This is a genomic window from Gemmatimonadota bacterium (genome assembly GCA_016720805.1).
In the GTDB taxonomy this organism is placed as follows: domain Bacteria; phylum Gemmatimonadota; class Gemmatimonadetes; order Gemmatimonadales; family GWC2-71-9; genus Palsa-1233.
The window spans coordinates 904,363-924,775 of record JADKJZ010000014.1; the positions used below are offsets into that span (position 1 = coordinate 904,363).

Consider the following 20,413-nt stretch of genomic DNA (forward strand, 5'->3'; position numbering starts at 1 on the left):
CGGGTGCGGCGGACACGCCTCGCCACCCGCGTCGCCGCCTTGATCCTCCTCGGCTCCTGCATGCCGCCGGATCAACCGGCGGCGGCACCGGAGCCACTGCAACTCGACCCTGACATCCGGATCGGCCTCGTCGTCGATGCCGCCACCGCCACGATCGGCGGCGGCGCGGCACTGCGCGTGATCGACCCCGACGAGGGACTGGTCAGTGATGTGCCCGCGAACCAGCAGGCGACTCTGGCCCGGCGCGGTGCGGGCATCGTGTTGCGAGGCACCACGCCCGAGGTGGTGCGCCGCCGGCTGGTGATCGAGCCGGCCGAGGGCGCCACGACCGTACGCGTCGGTGGCAAGGAGTACCGCGGCGTGCTCGAGCTGGAAGCCGGCGTCACGGGCGTCCGGGTGCTGAACCGGGTCGGGCTCGAGCAGTATCTGATCGGGGTCGTTGGCGCCGAAATGGGGAGCAGGACGCTGGAGGAGATGGAGGCGCTGAAGGCGCAGGCGGTGGCGTCGCGGACCTATGCGCTCCGGCAGCAACGCAACAACGCCGCGCGGGGTTTCGATGTCGTCGCCGACGTCAACAATCAGGTGTACGCGGGCCTCGCGCTGGAGCAGCCGCTCGCGGCACAGGCCGTCGAGGCGACGCGCGGCGAGATCCTCACCTACGACGGCGCCCCGATCGACGCCTTCTTCTCCTCGACCTGCGGCGGGGAGACCGAGGATGGTCCGGCGGCCTTTGCCGGGGCGACGCGCCCCTACCTGCGCGCGGTCCCCGACCTCGACCCCAATGGCGTCGCCTGGTGCGCGATTTCGCCGCGCTTTCGCTGGACCGAGTCCTGGAGCGCCGCCCAACTGACCGAGGTGCTTCGGCGGACGCTTGGGGCCAACGGCCTGTCGATGGCGCGCGCCAATGACCTGACCGAGATGCGGGTGCTGGACCGGACCGGGACCGGCCGCATTGCCACGCTGGAGCTCACGGGCCGCCATGGCCGCACGGCAGTCAGCGGGCAGGCGATCCGCCGGGTCCTGGCACCGACGGCGGGCGGCATGCTTCGGAGCACCGATTTCACCGTGAAGCTCGGGCGGCGCGGTGGAAAGATCGAACGGGTGACCATCGAGGGGCGGGGGTACGGGCACGGGGTGGGGATGTGCCAATACGGAGCCATTGGCCGGGCCAGGGCGGGGCAGGACTACCAGACCATCCTGACGAGCTACTTTCCGGGGACACTGTTGAGCCGGATTTACTGACCGAGACGGGGACGGACGGATGAGCGACAAGCTGCGGCTGGGTATCGTGGGGGCGGGGGCGATCACGCAGGTGGGCCACCTCCCGGTGCTCAAGCGGATGAAGGGCGTCGAGGTCGTCGGCATCTGCGACAACGACCGGACCAAGGCGCGCGCGCTCGCCGACCGCTTCGAGATCCCCGACGCGTACGGCGACATCGAGGAGCTGGTCGACTACGACACGCTCGATGCGCTGTTGATCTGCACGCCGAATCACCTCCACGAATCGCATATCGGTGCGGCACTTGCCGCCGGGCTGCATGTCTTCGCCGAACGGCCGTTGGCGCTGACCGCGGCGGGCGCGCAGAAGCTGGTGAAGGCACAGCAGAAGCAGTCCCGCGTGGTGATGGTTGGTGCCAACCATCGCTACCGCCCCGACGTGCAGCAGATCCGCTCGTTCGTGCAGAATGGCGAACTCGGCGAGCTCGAGTCGATCCGCGCCTGGTGGTTCATGGCGCGGGCCGGCCGCGCGTCGCTCGGCTGGCGGCAGAAGCGCGACCTCGCAGGCGGCGGCGCCATGCTCGACCTGGGGCTCTCGCTGCTGGACCTCTCGCTCTGGCTTGCCGGCTTCCCGACGGTCACCCGCGTTTCGGCCGTCCTGCCGGAACGGAAGGAAAAGGGGGTGGAGCCGAGCGGCACCGCGATGCTGGCACTCGAACACGGCGCGGCGATCCACATCGACACCTCGTGGCGCTTCGTCGGCCCGGGTGAGCGCTTCGGTATGGCGGTGCGCGCCGCGAATGGCTCGGCCCGCATCAATCCGCTGACGATCTGGAAGGACTTCCACGGGGTGCCGAAGGACGTGGCGTCGTCGGGCGCGCATTCGCGGGAGACGCCGTTCGCGCTTTCGGTGCGCGCGCAGTGGGCGCACTTCCTCTCCGCCGTGCGTGGCGAGGTCCCGGCGCCCGCGCTCACCGAGCAGGTGACGCTCGCCAAGGTCATGGAGGCGATCTACGACTCCGCCGAATCGGGACGGGACGTGAAGCCGTGAGCTGGCGCGCAGCGATGCTCCTGCTGTCGGCATCGCTGACGGCTCGCGTCGTGGCGGCGCAGGTGCCGCACGCCCCCGAGGTCTACCTCGTCACGATGGGGCCGGGCGAGACGGTGTACGAGCGCTACGGCCACAACGCGATCTGGGTGCGGGACACCGTCGACGGCACCGACATCGTCTACAACTACGGCACCTTCGACTTCGGCCACTCCACGGCCGAGGTCGCGCGCTTTGTGGGGCGGTTTGCGATGGGGCGGCCGCAGTATTGGCTGGGCACGATGACGATGGCACGCACCATCGAGATCTACACCTTCTTCAAGCGGGACGTGGAGCTGCAGCAGTTGGCACTCCCCGCCGCGAAGCGGATCGAGCTGGCTCAATTGCTCGCGACGAATGCGCTGCCCCAGAATCGCGTCTACACCTACGACTACTTCCTCGACAACTGCTCCACGCGCGTGCGCGACATGCTCAATCGGGTGCTGGATGGCGCGCTGCAGGAGGCGACCACTGGAGTTCCGGCCGAAGGCAGCTTCCGCTTCCACACCCATCGATCGCTCACCAATGACAAACCGATGTATCTCGGCATCCTGCTCGCGCTCGGGCCGGCCGCCGATGCGCCGCTCGATCAGTGGGGCGAAATGTTCCTGCCGGCGAAGCTGCAGGAGCGGATGCGCGAGCTGCGCGTGCCGGGCGAGGATGGCCGTGAGCTGCCCGTGGTCGCGCGCGAGGTGCGGTTGCTGGAGATGGGTGTCTACCGCGTCGAGGCGGCGCCTCCCACGTGGGGCGGCTGGCTGCTCCTGATCGGCTCGGCGGCGGCGCTATTGATCCTGACCGGGCGTGCGGAAGGGCCAGCCGGTGTGGCGGGTCGGGTCGCGGCCACCGTGTGGCTGTCGTTGGCGGGGATCGGCGGGGTGGTGCTGCTCTTCCTCTGGTTCGCCACCAACCACGTCGCGTCCGCCTGGAACCACAATCTCTTCTTCCTGACGCCGCTCGCGTTCCTGATGATCGGCACCGTCTGGTCGGAGCGGAAGCGAGAGGCTGGAGGATGGGGTCCGAAGGCGGCGGTGCTGACCCTTGTGCTGGTGGGGATCGGAACGATCCTGGCCTTCTTCCCGAACTACGGTGGCCAGTGGAACCTGCAGGTGGCGGCGCTGGTCGCGCCGCCCGCCGTTGCCTCGGCGCTGCTCAGCCTCCGACGCGCGTAAGGGCCGCCTTCGCCTCGGTGAGGGTCGGTGCGGCCGCAACAGCCGCCTTGTAGGCCGTCGCCGCCTGGCTCTTCTCGCCGGCCTCCTCGAAGCGCAGGCCGCGGCCGAACTGCACCAGCGCGGCCGAGGTAAACGTCCGGCGCCAACGTGCCTCGGGAACTCCGCCGACCGCCTTCTCCTTCGACAAGCGCAGCGCCAATTCTGCGACCGCCTCACCGAGCTGTTCGCGGGTCGCGAGGGCAGGGTCCCCGCGCACGACCACCACGACGCCGCCGTTGGCGGCATCGATCACCCGCGCTTCGACGTTGATGTCGCCGTACTGGTCGAGCAACGTGCCGATCACCAGCAGCGTCGCGCCGGCCTTGGTGGTGCGGTCTCGGGCGGCAGTCAGGTCGATCCGACCGCCCCGGCCGGCCGGCGGAGCGGAAATCGCGCTCGCCGCTCCGCCTCGCCGGTCGGCCATTTCGGTGGTCAGGATTGCCCCGAGCGCCCGGCTGAGGGCGTCGAAGTCCTCCCGCGGCATCCCGACCGAACCCTCGGTCTCGAAGGGCGCGACCGCGACCCGGGGCTGTTGGGCGCTCACCGGGCTGACCGCAACTGCAAGAATGGCAACGAGTTGACGAACCTTCATGCGATGGCTCCAGAACGAGAAGGGACTGCCGTACCCGAGGAGACGAGTGGGACCCCCTGGGTTGTACGCGGTCCGGCGATGTGGGTATATTTCCCGGCTATCGTGGTTCCGCAAGGGGACTACGGCTCTTGACAGGAAGGACGAGACCCATGAAGCCGAATCTGCATCCGCTCTACCAGACGATCACGGTGAAGTGCCAGTGTGGCAACACCTTCGAGACCCGCAGCACGGTCGCCGCGATCAGCGTCGAAGTCTGTGGCCAGTGCCACCCGTACTTCACCGGCAAGCAGCGCTTGGTGGACACGGCCGGTCGGATCGACCGGTTCCGGCGCAAGTACGCCGCGGAACCCGCGCCGCAGTCCTGAGCGATGGAGGCCCGACTCCGCCAGGCGCTCGCGCGGGCGGAGCAGGTCTCGCGGGAGCTGTCCGATCCCGCTATCGCCGCTGATCCAGCTCGCCTGAAATCGCTCGGTCGCGAACACGCTCGGCTCACGCCGATCGTGCGCGTGGCCGAGCGTTTGGCGCGTGCCGAACAGTCGTATGCCGAGGCGATCGAACTCCGCGACAGTGGCGATCCCGAACTGGTCGCGCTGGCGAGCGACGATCTCGCCAATCTCCCGGCCGAGATTGCGACGATGCAGGCGGAGGTCACCGAGCTCCTGTTGCCGCGCGATCCGCATGACGACCGCGATGTCATCCTCGAAATTCGTGCCGGCACCGGTGGCGACGAGGCGGCGCTCTTCGCGGCCGAATTGCTGCGCATGTACACCCGCTTCGCCGAGCGCAACAAGATGCGGATCGAGCCGATGGAGCTCGACCACGGCAACGTCGGCGGGTTGCGGAGTGCGGTGGTCGCCGTGCGCGGGCTCGGCGCCTACGGCCTGCTGCGCCACGAATCCGGCGTGCACCGGGTGCAGCGCGTGCCCGCCACCGAAACGCAGGGCCGCATCCACACCTCGGCGGCGACGGTGGCGATCTTGCCTGAGGCGGAAGAGGTCGACGTGCGCATCGATCCGCAGGATCTGCGGATCGATGTCTTCCGCTCGTCCGGGGCCCGGCGGGCAGAGCGTCAACACCACCGACTCGGCCGTGCGCATCACCCACTTGCCGACCGGGCTCGTGGTGAGCCAGCAGGACCAGAAGTCGCAGCTCCAGAACAAGATGAAGGGAATGGAAGTGCTGCGCGCGCGGCTCCTCGACCGGATGATCGCGGAAGCGGAAGCCGCGCGCTCGGCGGAGCGTCGCGCGATGGTGGGCACCGGCGACCGTTCGGGAAAGATCCGCACCTACAACTTCCCGCAGAGCCGGATCACCGATCACCGGATCAACCTGTCGGTGCACAACCTGACCGACGTCATGGATGGCAAGCTCGACGAAATCGTCGCGGCCCTTCGCATGGCGGCGCGGTCCGAGCAGCAGGATGGTTGAGGTGGCGCTCTCCGGTCGGGCGCTGCTCGAGCAGGCCGCGACGCGGTTGGCCGACGCGGGGGTGGAATCACCCCGACTTGCCGCCCGCCGACTCTGGGCCGACCTGCAGGATGATGCCACCTTGCTGGCGCTCCTCACCGACGACGTCGACGTGGCCCCGGCCGTCGCGGCCCGCTTTGCCGGTTGGGTCGAACGGCTGGCCGCAGGGGAGCCCCTCGCCTACGTGACCGGCTGGACGGGATTCCGACACCTGCGGCTCCAGTGCGACCCGCGCGCCCTCATCCCGCGCCCGGAGACCGAGACACTGGTGGAGCTGGCGCTGGCCCGCACCAGCACCGGGACCGCCGTCGACATCGGCACCGGGACGGGTGCCATCGCCCTGGCGTTGAAGAGTGAGGGGGCGTTCGAGACGGTCTGGGGCGTTGACCTCTCCGCACCGGCGCTGGCCCTGGCGCGAGCGAATGGTGAGCAGCTCGGCATCGAGGTCCGGTGGGCATCGGGCGACCTGCTCGCGCCGATCGCGGGGGAAGTCGACCTGCTGGTCTCGAACCCGCCCTACCTGACCGAGGCGGAGTATGCCGCGCTGGACCATTCGGTGCGAGATTACGAGCCGCAGTTGGCTCTGCCGTCGGGGGCAGACGGCCTGACGGCGACCCGACGCCTGCTCGATGAAGGCAGGGCCGTGGTGCGCGATGGGGGCTGGATCGCCCTCGAGGTGGACTGTCGCCGCGCCGCGGCGACGGCGGCGCTTGCCGAGGGGTTCGGCTGGCGTGAGGTCCTGGTGCAGGACGACCTGTTTGGCCGCGCGCGCTATCTGCTGGCGCGGCGAGGGAGTGCGTGATGATCGACGAAAAGGCCAACGAGCTCGGCCGTCTGATCGGCCAGACCCCGGAGTATCAGGCGCTGCGGCGGGCCGAAGGTTCGCTGCGCGAGGATGCCGAGGCGCAGGCGAGGCTGGAGACCATCTCGCGGTTGACGCGCGACTTCGACCAGTTGATGGCCGAGGGGCAGTCGCCGAGCGAGGCGCAGGCGCAGGAATACGAGGGGACACTCCGCGAGTTCGAGCTGTCGCCGGTGGGGCAGGCCTACCTCGTGGCGCGGGCGAATGTCGACAAGCTGATGCAGCGCGTGAACCAGGCGATCGGCCAGGGGATCGAGCGCGGCGCCACGAGCAACATCATCACGCTCTGATGGCCACCGGCTGCTTCATCGTCCTCGAGGGGCCGGAGGGGGCCGGGAAGACCACCCTCGCCGCCGCCCTCGTCGCGCGGATGCGCCGCGACGGTCTCGAGGTGGTGAGCATCCGGGAGCCCGGAGGGACGCCGGTCGCCGAGGCGCTCCGCGGGGAGCTGCTCGATCGGGACCGGGAGTGGACCCCCGAGGCCGAATTGCTGTACATGGTGACAGCACGGGCCGACCTCGTCACGCACGTGATTCGGCCCGCGCTCGCCGCGGGGAAGGTCGTCCTCTCCGATCGGTATGACCTCTCGACGATGGCGTATCAGGGTGCTGGCCGTGGCTTGCCGATGGCGCAGGTGCGTTGGGTGAATGGTGCCGCCACGGGCGGACTCCAGCCCGACGTGACGCTGGTGCTCGACCTCGACCCCGCGGTGGGCCGCGCGCGGCAGGCGGCGGCCGGGAAGGGTGCCGATCGGCTCGAGCGGGAATCGGCTGAGTTCCACGACCGCGTGGCGGCGGCGTACGTGGCGGCCACCGGCGAAGGGGTGCATCATTTGAATGCGGGGGCGTCCCCCGAGGCAGTGTTGGCATCGGCATGGCGGCTGCTCTCGGCAGCGCGCCCCGACACCTTCTCGGGCGACACGGCGTAGGCTGGAGAGGCAGTTCAACGGAGGCAGGATGATGCGGAAGCGCTTGGGTCTGACGGCGGTCGTGGCAGCGGTGTCCTTCTTCAGCGGTGGCTGGCTGATGCAGGGGGCAACCGCGCGGCCAGCGCCCGATGGGCCCCGACTCCTTGGCGAGGTCCTCGATCACGTCACGAAGTACTATGTCGATTCCCTCTCCGCAGATTCGATCTACGCCAAGGCGAGCCACGGGCTCGTCGAGCAGCTCGGCGACCCGTACTCCACGCTGATGGAGCGCGAAGACTTCAAGCAGATCACCGAGATGACCACCGGCAACTACGGTGGCCTCGGCATGCAGATCGACGTCCGCGAAGGATGGATCACCGTCGTGGCGCCGCTGCCCGAGACGCCGGCGGAGCGCGCCGGGATCGAGGCGGGCGACCAGATCATCGAAGTGAACGGCAAGGTGACGCGCGACCTGAACCAGGACGACGCCGTCAAGACGTTGCGCGGTGCCCCCGGCACGCGGGTCGACATCAAGATCCGCCGCCCCGGCATTCCGCAGCCGATGCCGTTCGCGCTCACCCGCGAGACGATCCACTACCGCTCCGTCCAGCCGGGCATCCTCTTCGACGGCGGCATCGGGTTGATCGCGCTCACGCCGGTGATCGAGACGTCGTCCGATGAGCTGCGTGCGGAAGTGAATGCGTTGCGCGCCAAGGGAATGAAGTCGCTGATCTTCGACCTCCGCGGCAATCCGGGCGGCTTGCTCACCGAGGGGATCACCGTCTCCGAGCTCTTCCTCGATCGTGGGCAGGGCGTCGTGTCGACGCGCGGCCGCGTGCCCGAGATGAACAAGAGCTATGCGGCGCAGGGGACCCAGCCCTGGCCGGAGATGCCGGTGGTGGTGCTGGTGAATGAATGGTCCGCCTCGGCGGCCGAAATCATCGCCGGCGCGCTGCAGGACAATGACCGCGCCCTCGTGGTCGGCACGGCGACCTTCGGGAAGGGGCTGGTGCAAACGCTCTTCCCGATCGGCAACGACCGAGCCCTGAAGCTGACGACGGCACGCTGGTTCACGCCGAGCGGCCGCACCATCCAGCGTGACGCCAAGAGCCAGGAAGCGCAGGTCGAGCAGGCCACGGCCGAAGCGCTCGGCCGTGACAGCGTGAAGCGGGTGCTGCCGACCTTCAAGACGGTCGGTGGGCGCACGGTGAAGGGCGGCGGCGGGATCGTGCCGGACCGGATCGTCCGCGGCGACACCCTCACCGATGCGGAGAAGACCTTCGCGAAGGCGCTCGGCGGCAACGTCGCCGCGTATCGCGATGCGCTCGTCTCCACCGCCCTCGAGGCGAAGGAGAAGAAGCTGGTCACCAGCGAAGGGTTCCCGGTCACCGATCAGATGCGACAGCTGGTGGTGAGCAAGCTCGCGGCAAAGGGCGTCGTGATGTCGCCGGAAGAGGTTGCCGGGGGCCGGGCGCTGCTCGATGACCAACTCGCCTACGAAATCTCGCGCTACGTCTTCGGACGCCAGGCCGAGATTCGTCGGCGGTCGAGTGACGACCCGCAGGTGCGGGCCGCCATCGAGTTGCTGAAGCGTGCGCCGACGCGCGCCGCGCTGATGGCGAAGCCCGCGGGAGAATGATCCAACCGCCGGTCGTGATTGTCGGGGCAGGGCGCGTCGGGCTTTCGCTCGCACGCGCCCTGACTCGTTTGGAGGAGCCGGTGCGGCTGCTCGGCCGCGCGGCACGTCCCGCGGGCCCCGGGGTGCCAGCGGTCGAGGCCGAGTGGGGCGACGCGCTTGCCACTGCTCGGCTGGTGATCATTGCCGCCCCGGACGACGCCATCGCGGCGGTGGTCAGCCGCCTCGTGGCGGTATCGACGATTCGCGAGGGGACGGTGGTCCTCCACACCTCGGGGATGCATGACGCCTCGATCCTCGCGCCGCTCGAGGCGCAGGGCGCGGCCACGGGCTCGTGGCACCCGCTCCAGAGCATCCCCGATGGTGACCGTGCCGACCGCTTCCTCGGTGTACCGGCGGTGCTCGAGGGCGACGAGGTCGCCGTGCTCGTGGCCCGTGCCCTCGCGGTCCGATTGGAGATGGCGCCGATCCTGGAGTTGCCGGCGGTCGGCAAGGCGCGTTATCACGCCGCCGCGGTCTTCGCCGCCAACTACCTCGTGGTGCTCAACGGCATCGCGGAGCGCCTGGCACGGGACGCCGGCGCCGGGGAGGACGCACGCGGCCTCTTCCTCCCGATCATGCGGCAGGTGCTCGCCAACCTCGACGATCGCACCGCGACGGAGGCGCTCACGGGCCCGGTCCGACGCGGCGACGTTGGCACCGTCATGGCCCATCTCGGCGCACTCGTCGGACTCGATCGTGAGGCGTACCTCGTGCTCGCGCGCGAGGCACTCGAACTCGCGGAAGCGGCGGGGCTGGAGGCGGCGCAGGTCGCCGCGATGCGGCGCACCCTGCGATGAGCACGAAGCCGTTGCGAGATGTCGACACTGGCGATCAGGCCGAACTGCTCCGATTCACGCTGCTGCTGGTGATTCCCGGCACCCTCATGCTCCTCATGCTGGAGACGGCACTGTGGGGCCCAGGGTACTTTCTGCTCAAGCTTGTCCTCAACGTCTCCCTGTTGACGTTGCTCGCGCGCCTCGTCTGGCCGCTCATCCACCACGGCAGCGCCAAACTCATCAACGGGCTGCTCTCGGCCGGTGGCGAAGCGCGGACGATCGAATACTCCGAGGTCGAGGCCCTGGTCATCCAAGGACATTTCGAAGAGGCACTGGTGATGTATCGCGCCATCGCCGAGGAGACGCCGGATGCCGATGTGCGGCTCCGGTTGGGCGACCTGATGCTGCACCAGCTCAAGGATCCGATCGGTGCGGAGGAGGCCTATCTGGCCGCGCGCCGCGCGAGCCCGACCCCGAAGCAGGAGTCGCGGATCACCAACTCGCTGATCGATCTCTATCGTGGAACGGGCGATCGGGCGGGGATGAAGAACGAGCTGTCGCGCTTTGCGCGGCTGCACGCCGGCACCGCGCCAGGGGATGCGGCGCGGGAGACGGTCCGACGGATGGCGCAGGAGGAGCTGGGCGAGGCCTGACGACTACTGATCGACGACCTTCACCCCGCTCGGCACCTTGAACGCGAAGATGCCGGCGGGGAAGGTGCCGTTGGTGCGGACATTCGAGAGGTCGACGGTGCGCGTCTGCGGGCCCTCGTCGGTCTGGATGCGGCGCGGCAGGCCGTCGCCGCGATCGAACCACAGCGTCGCCCGACGGAACTGGAATTCCCCCGGCACCAGCGGCTGCAGCAGCACCGCGTCCGTCACCCGGCCATCCACCGTCTCCGTCTTCACGAAGGTGACGCGGTAGCGATCGAGCGGGCTCTTCAGGAACCAATCCAGGATGTTGTAGCCGAAGACCGGTGAGGTCGGCGGCGGATAGCGCAGCACGACGCCGGGGTTGTCGCTCGGCGTGTAGACCCAGAGCTTGCTGCCATCGAGCACCACGGCTTCGGTGGCCGGGTCGGAGAAGCGCATCGCGAACTTGTTGCCCGCCTGATAGAGCGTCCCCTTGCTGGTCTCGTCGCCGAGCCGGCGGTCTTCCAGCTTCTGCCGGAAATCCGCCTGCAGCCCGCTCAACCCCCGATACACCCGTGCCGCCTTGGTGACGATCTCCGGGGCGGGGTCACTGCTCGTCGGCGCCTGCGCGCTCCCCAGGGCGGGGAGGAGCAGGGCCCCGAGCAGCGCGAGCGCGTGCTTCACGCCGCGCTCCCCACTGGCGACACCACCGAGCGGCCGATCACCTCGGCGATCGCGCCGACTTCGCGCATCATCCGCTCGAACTGTTCGGGGAAGAGCGACTGCGCCCCATCCGACAGCGCGCGCTCCGGGTTCGGATGCACCTCGACGATCAGCCCGTCGGCGCCGGCCGCAATCGCCGCACGCGCCATCGCCGGCACCATGTCGCGGTGGCCGGTGCCGTGGCTCGGGTCGGCGATGATCGGCAGGTGCGAGAGGCCGTGCACCACTGCAATCGCCGAGAGGTCGAAGAGGTTGCGGGTCGCGGTGTCGAACGAGCGGATGCCGCGCTCGCAGAGGATGACGTTCGGATTCCCCTCGGAGAGGATGTACTCGGCCGAGAGGAGCAGCTCGGAGATCGTGGCCGAGAGGCCGCGCTTGAGCAGCACCGGCTTGCGCTGACGTCCCGCTTCCTTGAGGAGCGAGTAGTTCTGCATGTTGCGCGCGCCGATCTGCACGATGTCGGCGGTCTCGACCACCATCTCCAGTCCCTTGGCATCCATGGCTTCGGTGACGATCATCAGCCCCGTTTCCGCACGCGCGATCGCCAGCAGCTCGAGGCCGAGCTGGCCGAGGCCCTGGAAGGCATAGGGCGAGGAACGGGGCTTGAAGGCGCCGGCACGGAGCACCGTGGCGCCGGCGGCCTTCACCTGGCGGGCCGAGAGGAGGATCTGCTCCTCGCCTTCGACGGAGCAAGGGCCCGCCATGATGATGACCTCACGGCCGCCGATCGTCGAACCATCCGGAAGCGGGACCCGCGTCGGCTCCGGCTTCCACTCGCGCGAGACCTGCTTGTACGGCTTCGAGACGTGGATCACCTCGGCCACGCCGGCGAGCGCCTCGACGCGCGAGGCGTCGACGCGGCCGTCGTTGCCCACCAGACCGACGGTGGTCCGCTGGCGGCCCGGCATCGGACGCGCCTCGTACCCCATCGTCTGGATCACTTCGACCACGCCGGCGATCTCGTCCGGGGTGGCGTCCTGCTTCATCACGATCAGCATCGGTCAGGTCCGAGTATGGTAGTGGTCAGGCCGCAGTGGTGGTCTGCTCGCCGAGACGCACCCCGACGATGGTGGATACCCCGGGCTCCTGCATCGTCACGCCATAGACGGCATCGGCGGACTGCATGGTGCGCGGGTTGTGGGTGATGACCAGGAACTGCGTCTGGCCCTTGAACTGGTCGAGCAACCGGATGAAGCGCCCGACGTTGGCGTCGTCGAGCGGCGCGTCCACTTCGTCCATGAGGCAGAAGGGGTTCGGCTTCGTCAGGTAGATCGCGAAGAGCAGCGACGTCGCCACCAGCGTCCGCTCACCGGACGAGAGGAGGTGGATGCGCTGGGTCTTCTTGCCGCGCGGCGAGGCGTGGATCTCGATCTCCGCCTCGAGCGGATCATCCGGATCGGAGAGCCGCAGGTCGCACTCGCCGCCGCCGAAGAGCGTCTGGAAGACCGAGAGGAAGTTCTCGCGGATGGCGACGAACGTCTCGGCGAAGAGCGCCTTGGCGGTACCATCGATCTCCTTGATCGCCTGCAACAGCGCCTGCCGAGCGGCGACCAGGTCGTCCCGCTGCGCCTGCAGGAAGGTGGCGCGCTTGCTCTCTTCGGCGTGCTCCTCGACCGCGAGGGCGTTGACCGGGCCGATCTGCTCGAGTGCCGAGGCAATCCGTTCGGCCTCCGTCTCCAGCGTCTCGAGATCGAGGTCGAGCACCGGGGCCGCTTCGGCGAGTTCGTCGAACGGCCGCTTCCACTCGGTCTCGACGCGCTCGACGATCCGGGCACGCTGGGCCGTGGCGTCGGCGACCCCGAGCTCGAGGCGATGGTGTTCCTCGCTCATCGATTCGACCGAGCGGCGCACGTCGGCCAGGTCGGCCTCGACATCGGTGAGCTTCGTCTCGGCCGCCTGCAGGGCGCCTTCCGCCTCGCCGGCCGCGGTCTCGAGCGCCATGAGCTGCTGGGCCCGCTCGTCGCGGCCCCCCTGCCACTCGCTGCGCTGGGCCTCGAGTTCGAGCGTGTCGGCGTCGAGTCGGGCAATCTCCTCGGTGCGGATGCGGCCGGAGGTCTCGGCCTCGGCGATGACGCGCTCGGTGCGCTGGATCGCCTCGTTCGCCGCGCGGAGCCGGGCGGCGATGTGCGCCTCCTGCACCTGCCACTGCGACCGCGCCTCGCGGGCCACTTCCTGCTCGCCTTCGAGCTCGGTGAGCTGCGCCCGGGTGGTGACCAGTGCCTCGTCGAGGCGGGCGCGTGCCGCACTCCCGTCAGCCAGTGCAGTCTCGACTTCGGTGGCACGCTGCTCGGCGCGGGTGAGCCGCTCGCGGAGGCGACCGAGTTGGGTCTCGGCCTCGGTGATCTCGCGATCGAAGTTGGTCACGCGGCGCGCCAGGTCCTCGCGCGCGGCGATTGCCTGACGCTCCGCTTCACGCAGCCGTTCGGCGGCCTGCTGAGCCTCGGTGGCGGCCGCGTCGAGCGCCAGCAGTTCGGCGGCGGTCCGATCGCGACGGGCATCGGCATCGGCCAGCGCCGCGCTGCGCTTGTCGAGATCGCGGCCAAGTGTCTGCAACTCGGCACGGCGACGAATCGGGCCCGACGCGGCGGCGGGGCCGGTCAGGAAGACGACGCCGTTGGCGCGGCGCAGGCCGCGGCCGCCCCCCTGCAGCACTTCCGACCCCCCGACAAGCGCCTTCACCCAGTCGGCAGCGAGCGGATCGACCCGGAGTGCCGTCTCGGCGAGTGCACCCGCGCGCACCGGACCCGGCGCCACCGGCAGCAGGATCAGCGTTCCCGGCTGCTCCTGGGCATGCCAGGCCTGAATCGCGGGGATCGCCGAGGCATCGCGGATCAGGACGGCATGGACATAGTCACCGAGCAGCTGCTCGGCGAGCTCGGCCTGGTCGCCCTCGGTCGAGATGTAGTCGGCGAGGGGCCCAAGGACCTGGTCGCCGAAGCGACCGCGGCCGGCGAGCAGCGCGGCAGCGGCCGGCGCGAGGCCGACACGATCGCGCTCCAGCGCTTCGAGGGCGGAGCGACGCGCGGTGATGCGCGCCACGTCCTCTTCGATGGTGCGGCGTTCGGCGAGTTCACGGGCCTCGCGGTCACGCGTCTCGCGCAGCAGGAGGCGCGACTGTTCGGCGGCGGCGGCACCCTGACGGAATTCGGCGCTGTGCCGATCGGCGACGTTGCTCGCATCGGTCAACTTCTCGCCGGTGGACTGGCGCTCCTGCGTCAGCTGCGCAACGTGTGCTTCTTCCTGCGCCAGACGGTCGCGCAACGAGGCGAGCTCGCCATCGAGCGCGGTCCGCTCGCCCTCCAGCGACCGCAACTGCTGTGCGGCCTGCTGGAGTTCCTGCTCCATGCGTCGCACGACGTCCCGCTGCCCAGCCAGACGCTGCCGCACGGCCTGTTCGGCCTCGGCGCGGCCCGACAGCTCGCCCTGCACGCGCTGGTGCTCCGCATCGGCGCTCTGCCGCTCCTCGGTGGCGGTGCCGAGTTCGAGGCGTGCCTGCTGCAGGCGAACCTCGGAATCGCCGCGCTCCAGCGTGGCGCGCTCACGGCGCTGCGCCGCGTTGGCCAACCGCTCGGAGGCGACGGCGAGGTCGCCATCGAGCTTGCCGAGCGCGACGCGCGCGTGCCCGAGGTCATCGACGACGGCGGTGCGGTGTCGTTCGGCGGTGGCGCGCGACGTGACGGCCTCTTCGCGCGCCGCCTCGACCAGCGCGAGGCGTTCACGCGCCTGCGGCAGCAGGCGGGTCAGTTCGGCATGGCGCCGTTCGAACGACTCGGCGTCCTCCGCCAGCTGGTCCAGCCGACGGCGGGCCAGGGTGAGGGTGACGGCGAAGCGCTCCTCGGTCAGTGACACGTGCCGTTCGGCCTTTCCCTTCTGCCGAGCGAGCGAGCGCACCTGCGACTGCACTTCCGCGATCAAGTCCTCGAGGCGCTGCAGGTCGTTGGCGGTTTCCTCGAGGCGACGCGAGGTGCTGTGGCGGCGATCGCGATACAGCCCGACGCCGGCCGCTTCCTCGAAGAGCGAGCGGCGTTCGTCGGCGCGATCGGAGAGGAGGAGGTCGATCATCTTCGCTTCGATCACCACGCCGGCATCGCTGCCGAGGCCGGTGCCGCGCAACAGATCCTGCACGTCGCGCAGTCGGGCAGGCGCATTGTTCAGGAGGTAGTCACTCTGCCCCGATCGCGAGAGGCGCCGGGTGATCACCACCTCGGTGTACGGCGTGGGCAACTCGCCCTCGCTGTTGTCGAGGTAGAGCGACACTTCGGCCACGTTGACGGGGCGACGGGTGGCCGCGCCCTGGAAGATCACGTCCTCCATCTTCCCGCCGCGCAGGAGGCGCGCGGACTGTTCGCCGAGCACCCAGCGCACGGCGTCGGAGACGTTGGACTTGCCGCAGCCGTTCGGCCCGACGATCGAGGTGACCCCCTGGTCGAAGGTCATGGTCACGGTGTCGGCAAAGGACTTGAAGCCGGACAGTTCCAGCTTGGTGAGCTTCATTGCGGAGTCGGCATTGGGGTCGGCGTCGACGGCGCCCCCCGCCCGGCAGGCAGGGGGGTCACCGGAATCCCCAAAGATAGCGGGTGCGGGAAGCCCCGGGGGTCAGGTCCCGGGATCGGCCGCGAAGATGAAGTAGGTCCGCCCGAGGCGCTTGCCATCGGCGTCGGCCTCCTCGCGGGTGCGGTACGGCCCGATGACGACCCGATAGGGGTCCTCGGGGCCCTTCGGCTGGAGGAGCTGGGCCGCCCATCCGGCGCCCTTGAGCTGGTCCACCAGGGCCTTGGCGAAGTCCTGGTTCTGGGACGCCGAAACCTGGAGGTAGAGCCGCTGACCGGTCACCCCCGACGACGCGGCGGGTGGGGTGACCGGTGGGGTGGGATCGGTCGTGACCGGGGGGGCCGTCGTCGGCGCCACCGTCCCGGTGTCGCGGGGCGTGCTGTCGGCGGTCGCCGGCTCCACGGCGGCCACGGTGACCTCCTGAGCGGCCCCCTTCGGCAGCCAGGGTACCGTGAGGTAGATGTCGGCCGCCGCGCCACGGAGCCGGGCCACCGGGCCCGGCACGGCCCGCAGGAGGTCCCAGGCCACCAGGTCGTCGTGGTCGCGCACGATCAATGACTTGCTCCCGGCCACCAGGGGCAGGTCGGCCGCCCAGGTCGACTGGACCGTGGCAGCAACTTCCCAATGGACCAGGTCGACGACCCAGATCGAATCGCCCTCGAGCGGACGGGCCAGCAGCCAGCGCCCGGTTCGGTCGACACGGAGCGCGCGCGCCGTCCCGGGGAGCTTGAGGGCCTTCATCTCGTCGCCGCTGAAGCGGTCGAGCATGACCAGGTCGTCACGGCTTCGGGCGACGTAGAGCCGGTGGCCCGACGGAGAGAAGGCGGCGACGGTCGGGCTTCCCTTCATCTCGACGAACTTCGGGCCCGGCTTGCCGGAGGGCTCGACGTAGATGAGCCCGGAGTCGGTGGCGACCACGAAGTAGTCGCCGTACCAGGTGCTCGACATCTCGCCGCCGGGAACTTCGAAGCGGCGCAGCTCGCCCTCTTCGCCAATCACCTGGGCGAGGTGGCTGCGACGCGAGTACGCGACCAGCGACGAGCCGGGGGCACGCAGCAACTGCACCGGACCGCCCTCGACCGCGGCCCGGAAGGTGGTCAGGGAACGATTGGCAAAGCGGAGCGGACGCCGCGTCGAGTCGAGCCCGAGGATCACGCCGTCCGGGGTGGCGACCAGCTCGCGCGCATTGACGAGGAAGGGGCGGAAGCGTTCGGTGATCAGGTCGATGCCGATGAGGCGACCCTTGTCGTCGACCGCGTAGACCATCTTCTCTTCGAGGTCGGTCGCCAGCGCCCGCTCGATGGGTGGCAGGCCGGAACTGCGCCAGCCGACGGGCGTGAGTGAATCGGGCCAGAGGAGCGTGGCCGTGCCGCCCTCGGCCGGCAGGCGCAGCAGCACACCGCCCGACGGGAGGCCGGCGGGCAGCGTGCGCTCGGAGGGCTGGGCCTCCTCCCCGCCGCAGGCGGCGAGGAAGAGGAGGCAGCTGAGGGCGATCAGGGACGCGCGTTGAGAGTGGCTCAGAAGACCGGTCCGAACGAAATGGTCCAGAAGGGATTCGTGCCAGGACGCTGCAGCGGCTTGGAGTAGTCGAAGCGCAGGATGACCAGGCCGAAGAGGTTGGTGCGCAACGAGACGCCGACCGAGCGGAGCGGCACGCGGACAGCCGCAGGCGACTCCCCAGCCTCCCGCGTCCACGCCACTCGGCTGCTGCCGCTCCACGCCACGCCGATGTCGTAAAAGAGGGCGCCCTCGATCGGCGGGATGGCCCGCGGCACCCAGCTCCAGTTGGGCGACATCACCGGGAAGCGCAGTTCGGCGTTGCCGATGGCGAACTGGGTGCCGACGAGCTGGTCGAGCGCCACGCAGCCGGTGCTCGAGTTCGGATCCTGGATGGTGTTGTTGCACTCGTTCCGGAGGAACGAACCCGAGGTGTAGCCGCGGAGCAGATCCGGATAGCCGAGGTAGAGGGAAAACCGATCGGCGTCGCGACCGCTGCGGCCGTAGTACATCAGCCGGGTCGCGAGGGTGAACGGCCCGACGAACTTGTCGTACCGGCGATAGTCGGCCGTGGTCTGGATGTACTTCCACCCGCCGAGGGTCGGGGCAATCTCGAAGCGCGAGGAACGGCCGAGCATCGGCCCGACGTACCCGCCGAGGGAGTTGTCGTGCACGAGGGCGAGCGAGGGCTGCAGGAACGAGGTCGAGCCGAGTCCGGTCCGTTCCTGGTAGATGTCGCGGGTCAGCGCGCCGGTGAACGGGTCGTAGACCTCGTTGATGTCGAGGATCGCGTCGTCGACGTTCGTCGCGCGCAGGCCGCTCTCGATCCGCGAGAAGCGGGAGAACGGATACGACCCCTGCGCGAACGCGGAGCGGAGCACCAGGCGGCGATAGCGGGTGACGTACGTCTGCTCGAAATCGGTGGGGCCGTCGGTGATGAACGAACCCTGGTAGAAGAAGTAGGGGTCCTGCTGCAGGCCGACCGCCCAGCTCGCGCGTCGCGAGAGGTTGGCGTAGGCCGCGAGGACCTGGGCCTCATCGATGCGGCCGTTGACGTAGCCGCTGAAGACGAGCTGCCGATCGCCGAGCATGTCGGAGAGCGAGACCGTGGTGCCGCCGAAGAAGCCGCGACCGAAATTGTCGCGGGCATAGCCGATGCTTGGCCGCGCGACGTAGTCGGGCGAGAAGCCGACCTTGTACTTCCGCTCGGTGAACGAGGCGGTGTCGGGGAGCCCCAACGACGCGGAATCCATCAGCGCGATGATCGAAAGCTCCTGGCGCGGTGCCAGCGAGTCGAGCGAGCGCACCAGGGAGTCGGCGGGACGCAGCCCGCGGGCCCCGCGGTAGAGCGCGCTGCCACCGGCAGCCACCGTGGCCTGGGTGGTGTCGGCGACACGGGTCGTGTCCCGGGCGATCGCCGCGGCGGTGATCGTCGGCATGCCGGGGTGCCACGCCTCGCGCTTCAGCGAGCGCGGGTTCGGCAGCTTGTAGACATCGTACTTGCCGTCCTCGTAGTAGACGTAGGCCAGCTGGTCGGCCTTCGGCGCCCACGAGAGAATCGGCGAGAGCGGCGTGATGCCCTGCGCGCCGGTGTAGAAGTCCGTCAGCTGGTACGACGCGCGGTCGGCAAGGTCGTAGAGGAAGATGTTGCTGACGCCGTTGCGGTCGGAGACGAACGCCAGCGACTGACCGTCCGGCGCCCACTGCGGGTTCACGTTCTTGCCGACGTCCATCCCGGGCAGCAGGTCGACGCGGGAGGTGGCGAGGTCGAGCGTCGCCAGCCGGTAGTTGCCGACCGTCAGCATCGTGAAATTGGTGCCCGGACCGCGGTCGGTGGTGAACGCGATCGTCCGGCCGTCGGGCGACCAGGTGGGGTGCAGGTCGGCGTACTTGTCGTTCGTCAGGCGCGTGAGGTTGGTGCCGTCGGCGTTGACCGTGAAGAGGTCGGAGAGGCCGCCGTCGTAGCCGGTGAACACCAGCCGTTTCCCGTCGGGGCTCCACGACGGTGTGGTGACGCCGCTCAGGTCGACGGTGATCCGGCGCACTTCCTTGTTGCGCGCCACATCGACCAGGACGATGTCGTCCTTCGGCCCGCGCTTCGCCGCGAAGGCAAGCAGCTTGCCATCGGGCGACCAGCTCGCCGCGGAATTGATGAAACGGAAGGTCTCGTAGTTCGAGCTCCACGTCGACTTGAGCAGGCGGCGAATCGGCTTGCCGCTCGTGCCATCGGCGAGCCAGAGATCCACGAAGTAGAAGTCCTTCTCCGAGAAGTACGCGACGCGGCTGCCGTCCGGTGAGAGGGCCGGGGCAAGGTGGAGCGTGCCCTCGCTGATCTTCTCGGTGAGCAGCGCCTGCGAGACGTCCTTCGCCTTGTTGCGGGTCGCCAGTTCGGGGAGATAGCGGCGCTGCATCGCCTCGCGCCACTGGTCACCCAGCTGCTTGAAGTCGAGGCCGATGACCCGCCGAAACGAGCCCTCGAGCGATCCGGAGCGTGAGCCAAGGAGGATGGCGCCGACCGCCTCGTCACCCCAGCGCTCGCCGATGTAGGTGATGATCGACTGGCCGAACCGATACGGGAAAATGCGCGGGTCGGTCTCCAGCTGCTGGATCGTCGGCAGCTTCCCTTCGGCGGTCGCATCGCGGATCCACATCGCCGTGTTCGGGTCGAGCTCGCCGATCGAGAAGTACTCCGCCATCCCTTCGACGAACCAGAGCGGCGGGTTCACCGCCATGATGGTCTGCAGCCCACCGCCGGCACGACCACCGGACCAGACGTCGTACTGGAACTGGTGCACCATCTCGTGCTGGAGCACGTGCATGATGTCATCGTACGAGCCGGTCAGCGGCAGGACGTTGCGATGCTTGAGGAAGTCGGTGAAGCCGCCGGTCCCCTCGCCCACTTCGCCGCCCGCCGTGTTCGTCTGGACGAAATCGGAGTGGGAGGCGTAGAGGATGATCGGCTTCCGCTCCTTGAACTGGTGCTTCAGGACGCGCGAGAGCCGAGCGTAGGAGCGCTCCGCCATCCGGGCCACGTCGAGGGCCGCCGCATGTTCGACCGGGTAGTAGTAGAGGTCGAAATGCTCGGTCTCGAGCACCTTGAAGTCGAAGCGGCTGTACTGGACCTTGTTCTGGCCGAAGTACTGCGCGGCGGCCGGCATCGGGGCGATGGCGGCGGCGGCGACGAGGAGGAGCCAGGAGATACGGCGAGTCATCGG

16 protein-coding genes and 1 pseudogene are annotated in these 20,413 nt (G+C 69.4%); 11 read left to right on the forward strand and 6 right to left on the reverse strand.

The features are described 5' to 3' along the window. The first annotated feature begins 3 nt into the window (after positions 1-3). From IPP98_14430 to IPP98_14440, 3 genes are read left to right on the forward strand one after another with little or no spacing between them, the layout of a single operon-like run. Positions 4-1,242: a SpoIID/LytB domain-containing protein gene (locus tag IPP98_14430; GenBank protein MBL0180294.1), complete on the forward strand. Its 1,239-nt coding sequence runs from the start codon at positions 4-6 to the stop codon at positions 1,240-1,242. Between the two features lie 19 nt (positions 1,243-1,261). Further along, the gene (locus IPP98_14435) at positions 1,262-2,269 is read left to right on the forward strand and encodes a Gfo/Idh/MocA family oxidoreductase (protein MBL0180295.1); all 1,008 of its coding nucleotides are present in this window, start codon (positions 1,262-1,264) and stop codon (positions 2,267-2,269) included. Continuing rightward, the gene (locus IPP98_14440; GenBank protein MBL0180296.1) at positions 2,266-3,474 is read left to right on the forward strand and encodes a DUF4105 domain-containing protein; all 1,209 of its coding nucleotides are present in this window, start codon (positions 2,266-2,268) and stop codon (positions 3,472-3,474) included. The genes IPP98_14435 and IPP98_14440 overlap by 4 nt, the downstream gene beginning before the upstream one ends. Here the strand turns inward: IPP98_14440 and IPP98_14445 are convergent. Further along, positions 3,455-4,105, reverse strand: coding sequence for a hypothetical protein (locus tag IPP98_14445; protein ID MBL0180297.1), 651 nt, complete (start codon positions 4,103-4,105; stop codon positions 3,455-3,457). The genes IPP98_14440 and IPP98_14445 overlap by 20 nt on opposite strands. Positions 4,106-4,254: 149 nt before the next feature. Here IPP98_14445 and rpmE point away from each other — a divergent pair, with 149 nt between their 5' ends. The 8 genes and pseudogenes from rpmE (at position 4,255) to IPP98_14485 (ending at position 10,448) form a co-directional block, all read left to right on the forward strand. Then, entirely contained in the window at positions 4,255-4,470 is a 216-nt protein-coding gene (rpmE, locus tag IPP98_14450; protein MBL0180298.1) for a 50S ribosomal protein L31, read from the forward strand. Positions 4,471-4,473: 3 nt separating this feature from the next. Beyond that, a pseudogene (gene prfA, locus IPP98_14455) lies at positions 4,474-5,533 on the forward strand (peptide chain release factor 1). 1 nt (position 5,534) lies between these two features. Next, a complete protein-coding gene (gene prmC / locus IPP98_14460; protein ID MBL0180299.1) occupies positions 5,535-6,374 on the forward strand; it encodes a peptide chain release factor N(5)-glutamine methyltransferase in 840 nt (279 codons plus the stop codon). Continuing rightward, the gene (locus IPP98_14465; protein ID MBL0180300.1) at positions 6,374-6,724 is read left to right on the forward strand and encodes a YlbF family regulator; all 351 of its coding nucleotides are present in this window, start codon (positions 6,374-6,376) and stop codon (positions 6,722-6,724) included. The genes prmC and IPP98_14465 overlap by 1 nt, the downstream gene beginning before the upstream one ends. After that, on the forward strand, positions 6,721-7,362 hold the full coding sequence (tmk, locus tag IPP98_14470; protein ID MBL0180301.1) for a dTMP kinase: 642 nt from the start codon (positions 6,721-6,723) through the stop codon (positions 7,360-7,362). The genes IPP98_14465 and tmk overlap by 4 nt, the downstream gene beginning before the upstream one ends. 28 nt (positions 7,363-7,390) lie before the next feature. Next, the gene (locus tag IPP98_14475) at positions 7,391-8,980 is read left to right on the forward strand and encodes a S41 family peptidase (GenBank protein MBL0180302.1); all 1,590 of its coding nucleotides are present in this window, start codon (positions 7,391-7,393) and stop codon (positions 8,978-8,980) included. Continuing rightward, entirely contained in the window at positions 8,977-9,816 is an 840-nt protein-coding gene (locus IPP98_14480) for a DUF2520 domain-containing protein (GenBank protein ID MBL0180303.1), read from the forward strand. Before IPP98_14475 ends, IPP98_14480 begins: the two co-directional genes overlap by 4 nt. Next, the gene (locus IPP98_14485; GenBank protein ID MBL0180304.1) at positions 9,813-10,448 is read left to right on the forward strand and encodes a hypothetical protein; all 636 of its coding nucleotides are present in this window, start codon (positions 9,813-9,815) and stop codon (positions 10,446-10,448) included. The genes IPP98_14480 and IPP98_14485 overlap by 4 nt, the downstream gene beginning before the upstream one ends. A gap of 3 nt (positions 10,449-10,451) precedes the next feature. Here IPP98_14485 and IPP98_14490 read toward each other — a convergent pair whose 3' ends face one another. From IPP98_14490 to IPP98_14510, 5 genes are all read right to left on the reverse strand, one after another. After that, positions 10,452-11,111: an outer membrane lipoprotein carrier protein LolA gene (locus IPP98_14490; GenBank protein ID MBL0180305.1), complete on the reverse strand. Its 660-nt coding sequence runs from the start codon at positions 11,109-11,111 to the stop codon at positions 10,452-10,454. Further along, positions 11,108-12,148, reverse strand: coding sequence for a 3-deoxy-7-phosphoheptulonate synthase (aroF, locus tag IPP98_14495; GenBank protein ID MBL0180306.1), 1,041 nt, complete (start codon positions 12,146-12,148; stop codon positions 11,108-11,110). Before aroF ends, IPP98_14490 begins: the two co-directional genes overlap by 4 nt. Before the next feature lie 25 nt (positions 12,149-12,173). Continuing rightward, positions 12,174-15,644: a chromosome segregation protein SMC gene (gene smc, locus IPP98_14500; GenBank protein MBL0180307.1), complete on the reverse strand. Its 3,471-nt coding sequence runs from the start codon at positions 15,642-15,644 to the stop codon at positions 12,174-12,176. A 102-nt stretch (positions 15,645-15,746) separates the two neighbouring features. Continuing rightward, the gene (locus IPP98_14505) at positions 15,747-17,099 is read right to left on the reverse strand and encodes an SPOR domain-containing protein (GenBank protein ID MBL0180308.1); all 1,353 of its coding nucleotides are present in this window, start codon (positions 17,097-17,099) and stop codon (positions 15,747-15,749) included. A gap of 119 nt (positions 17,100-17,218) precedes the next feature. Continuing rightward, positions 17,219-20,410 carry a PD40 domain-containing protein gene (locus IPP98_14510; protein MBL0180309.1) on the reverse strand — a complete coding sequence of 1,064 codons (3,192 nt, stop codon included), beginning with the start codon at positions 20,408-20,410 and terminating at the stop codon, positions 17,219-17,221. Positions 20,411-20,413 lie beyond the last annotated feature (3 nt).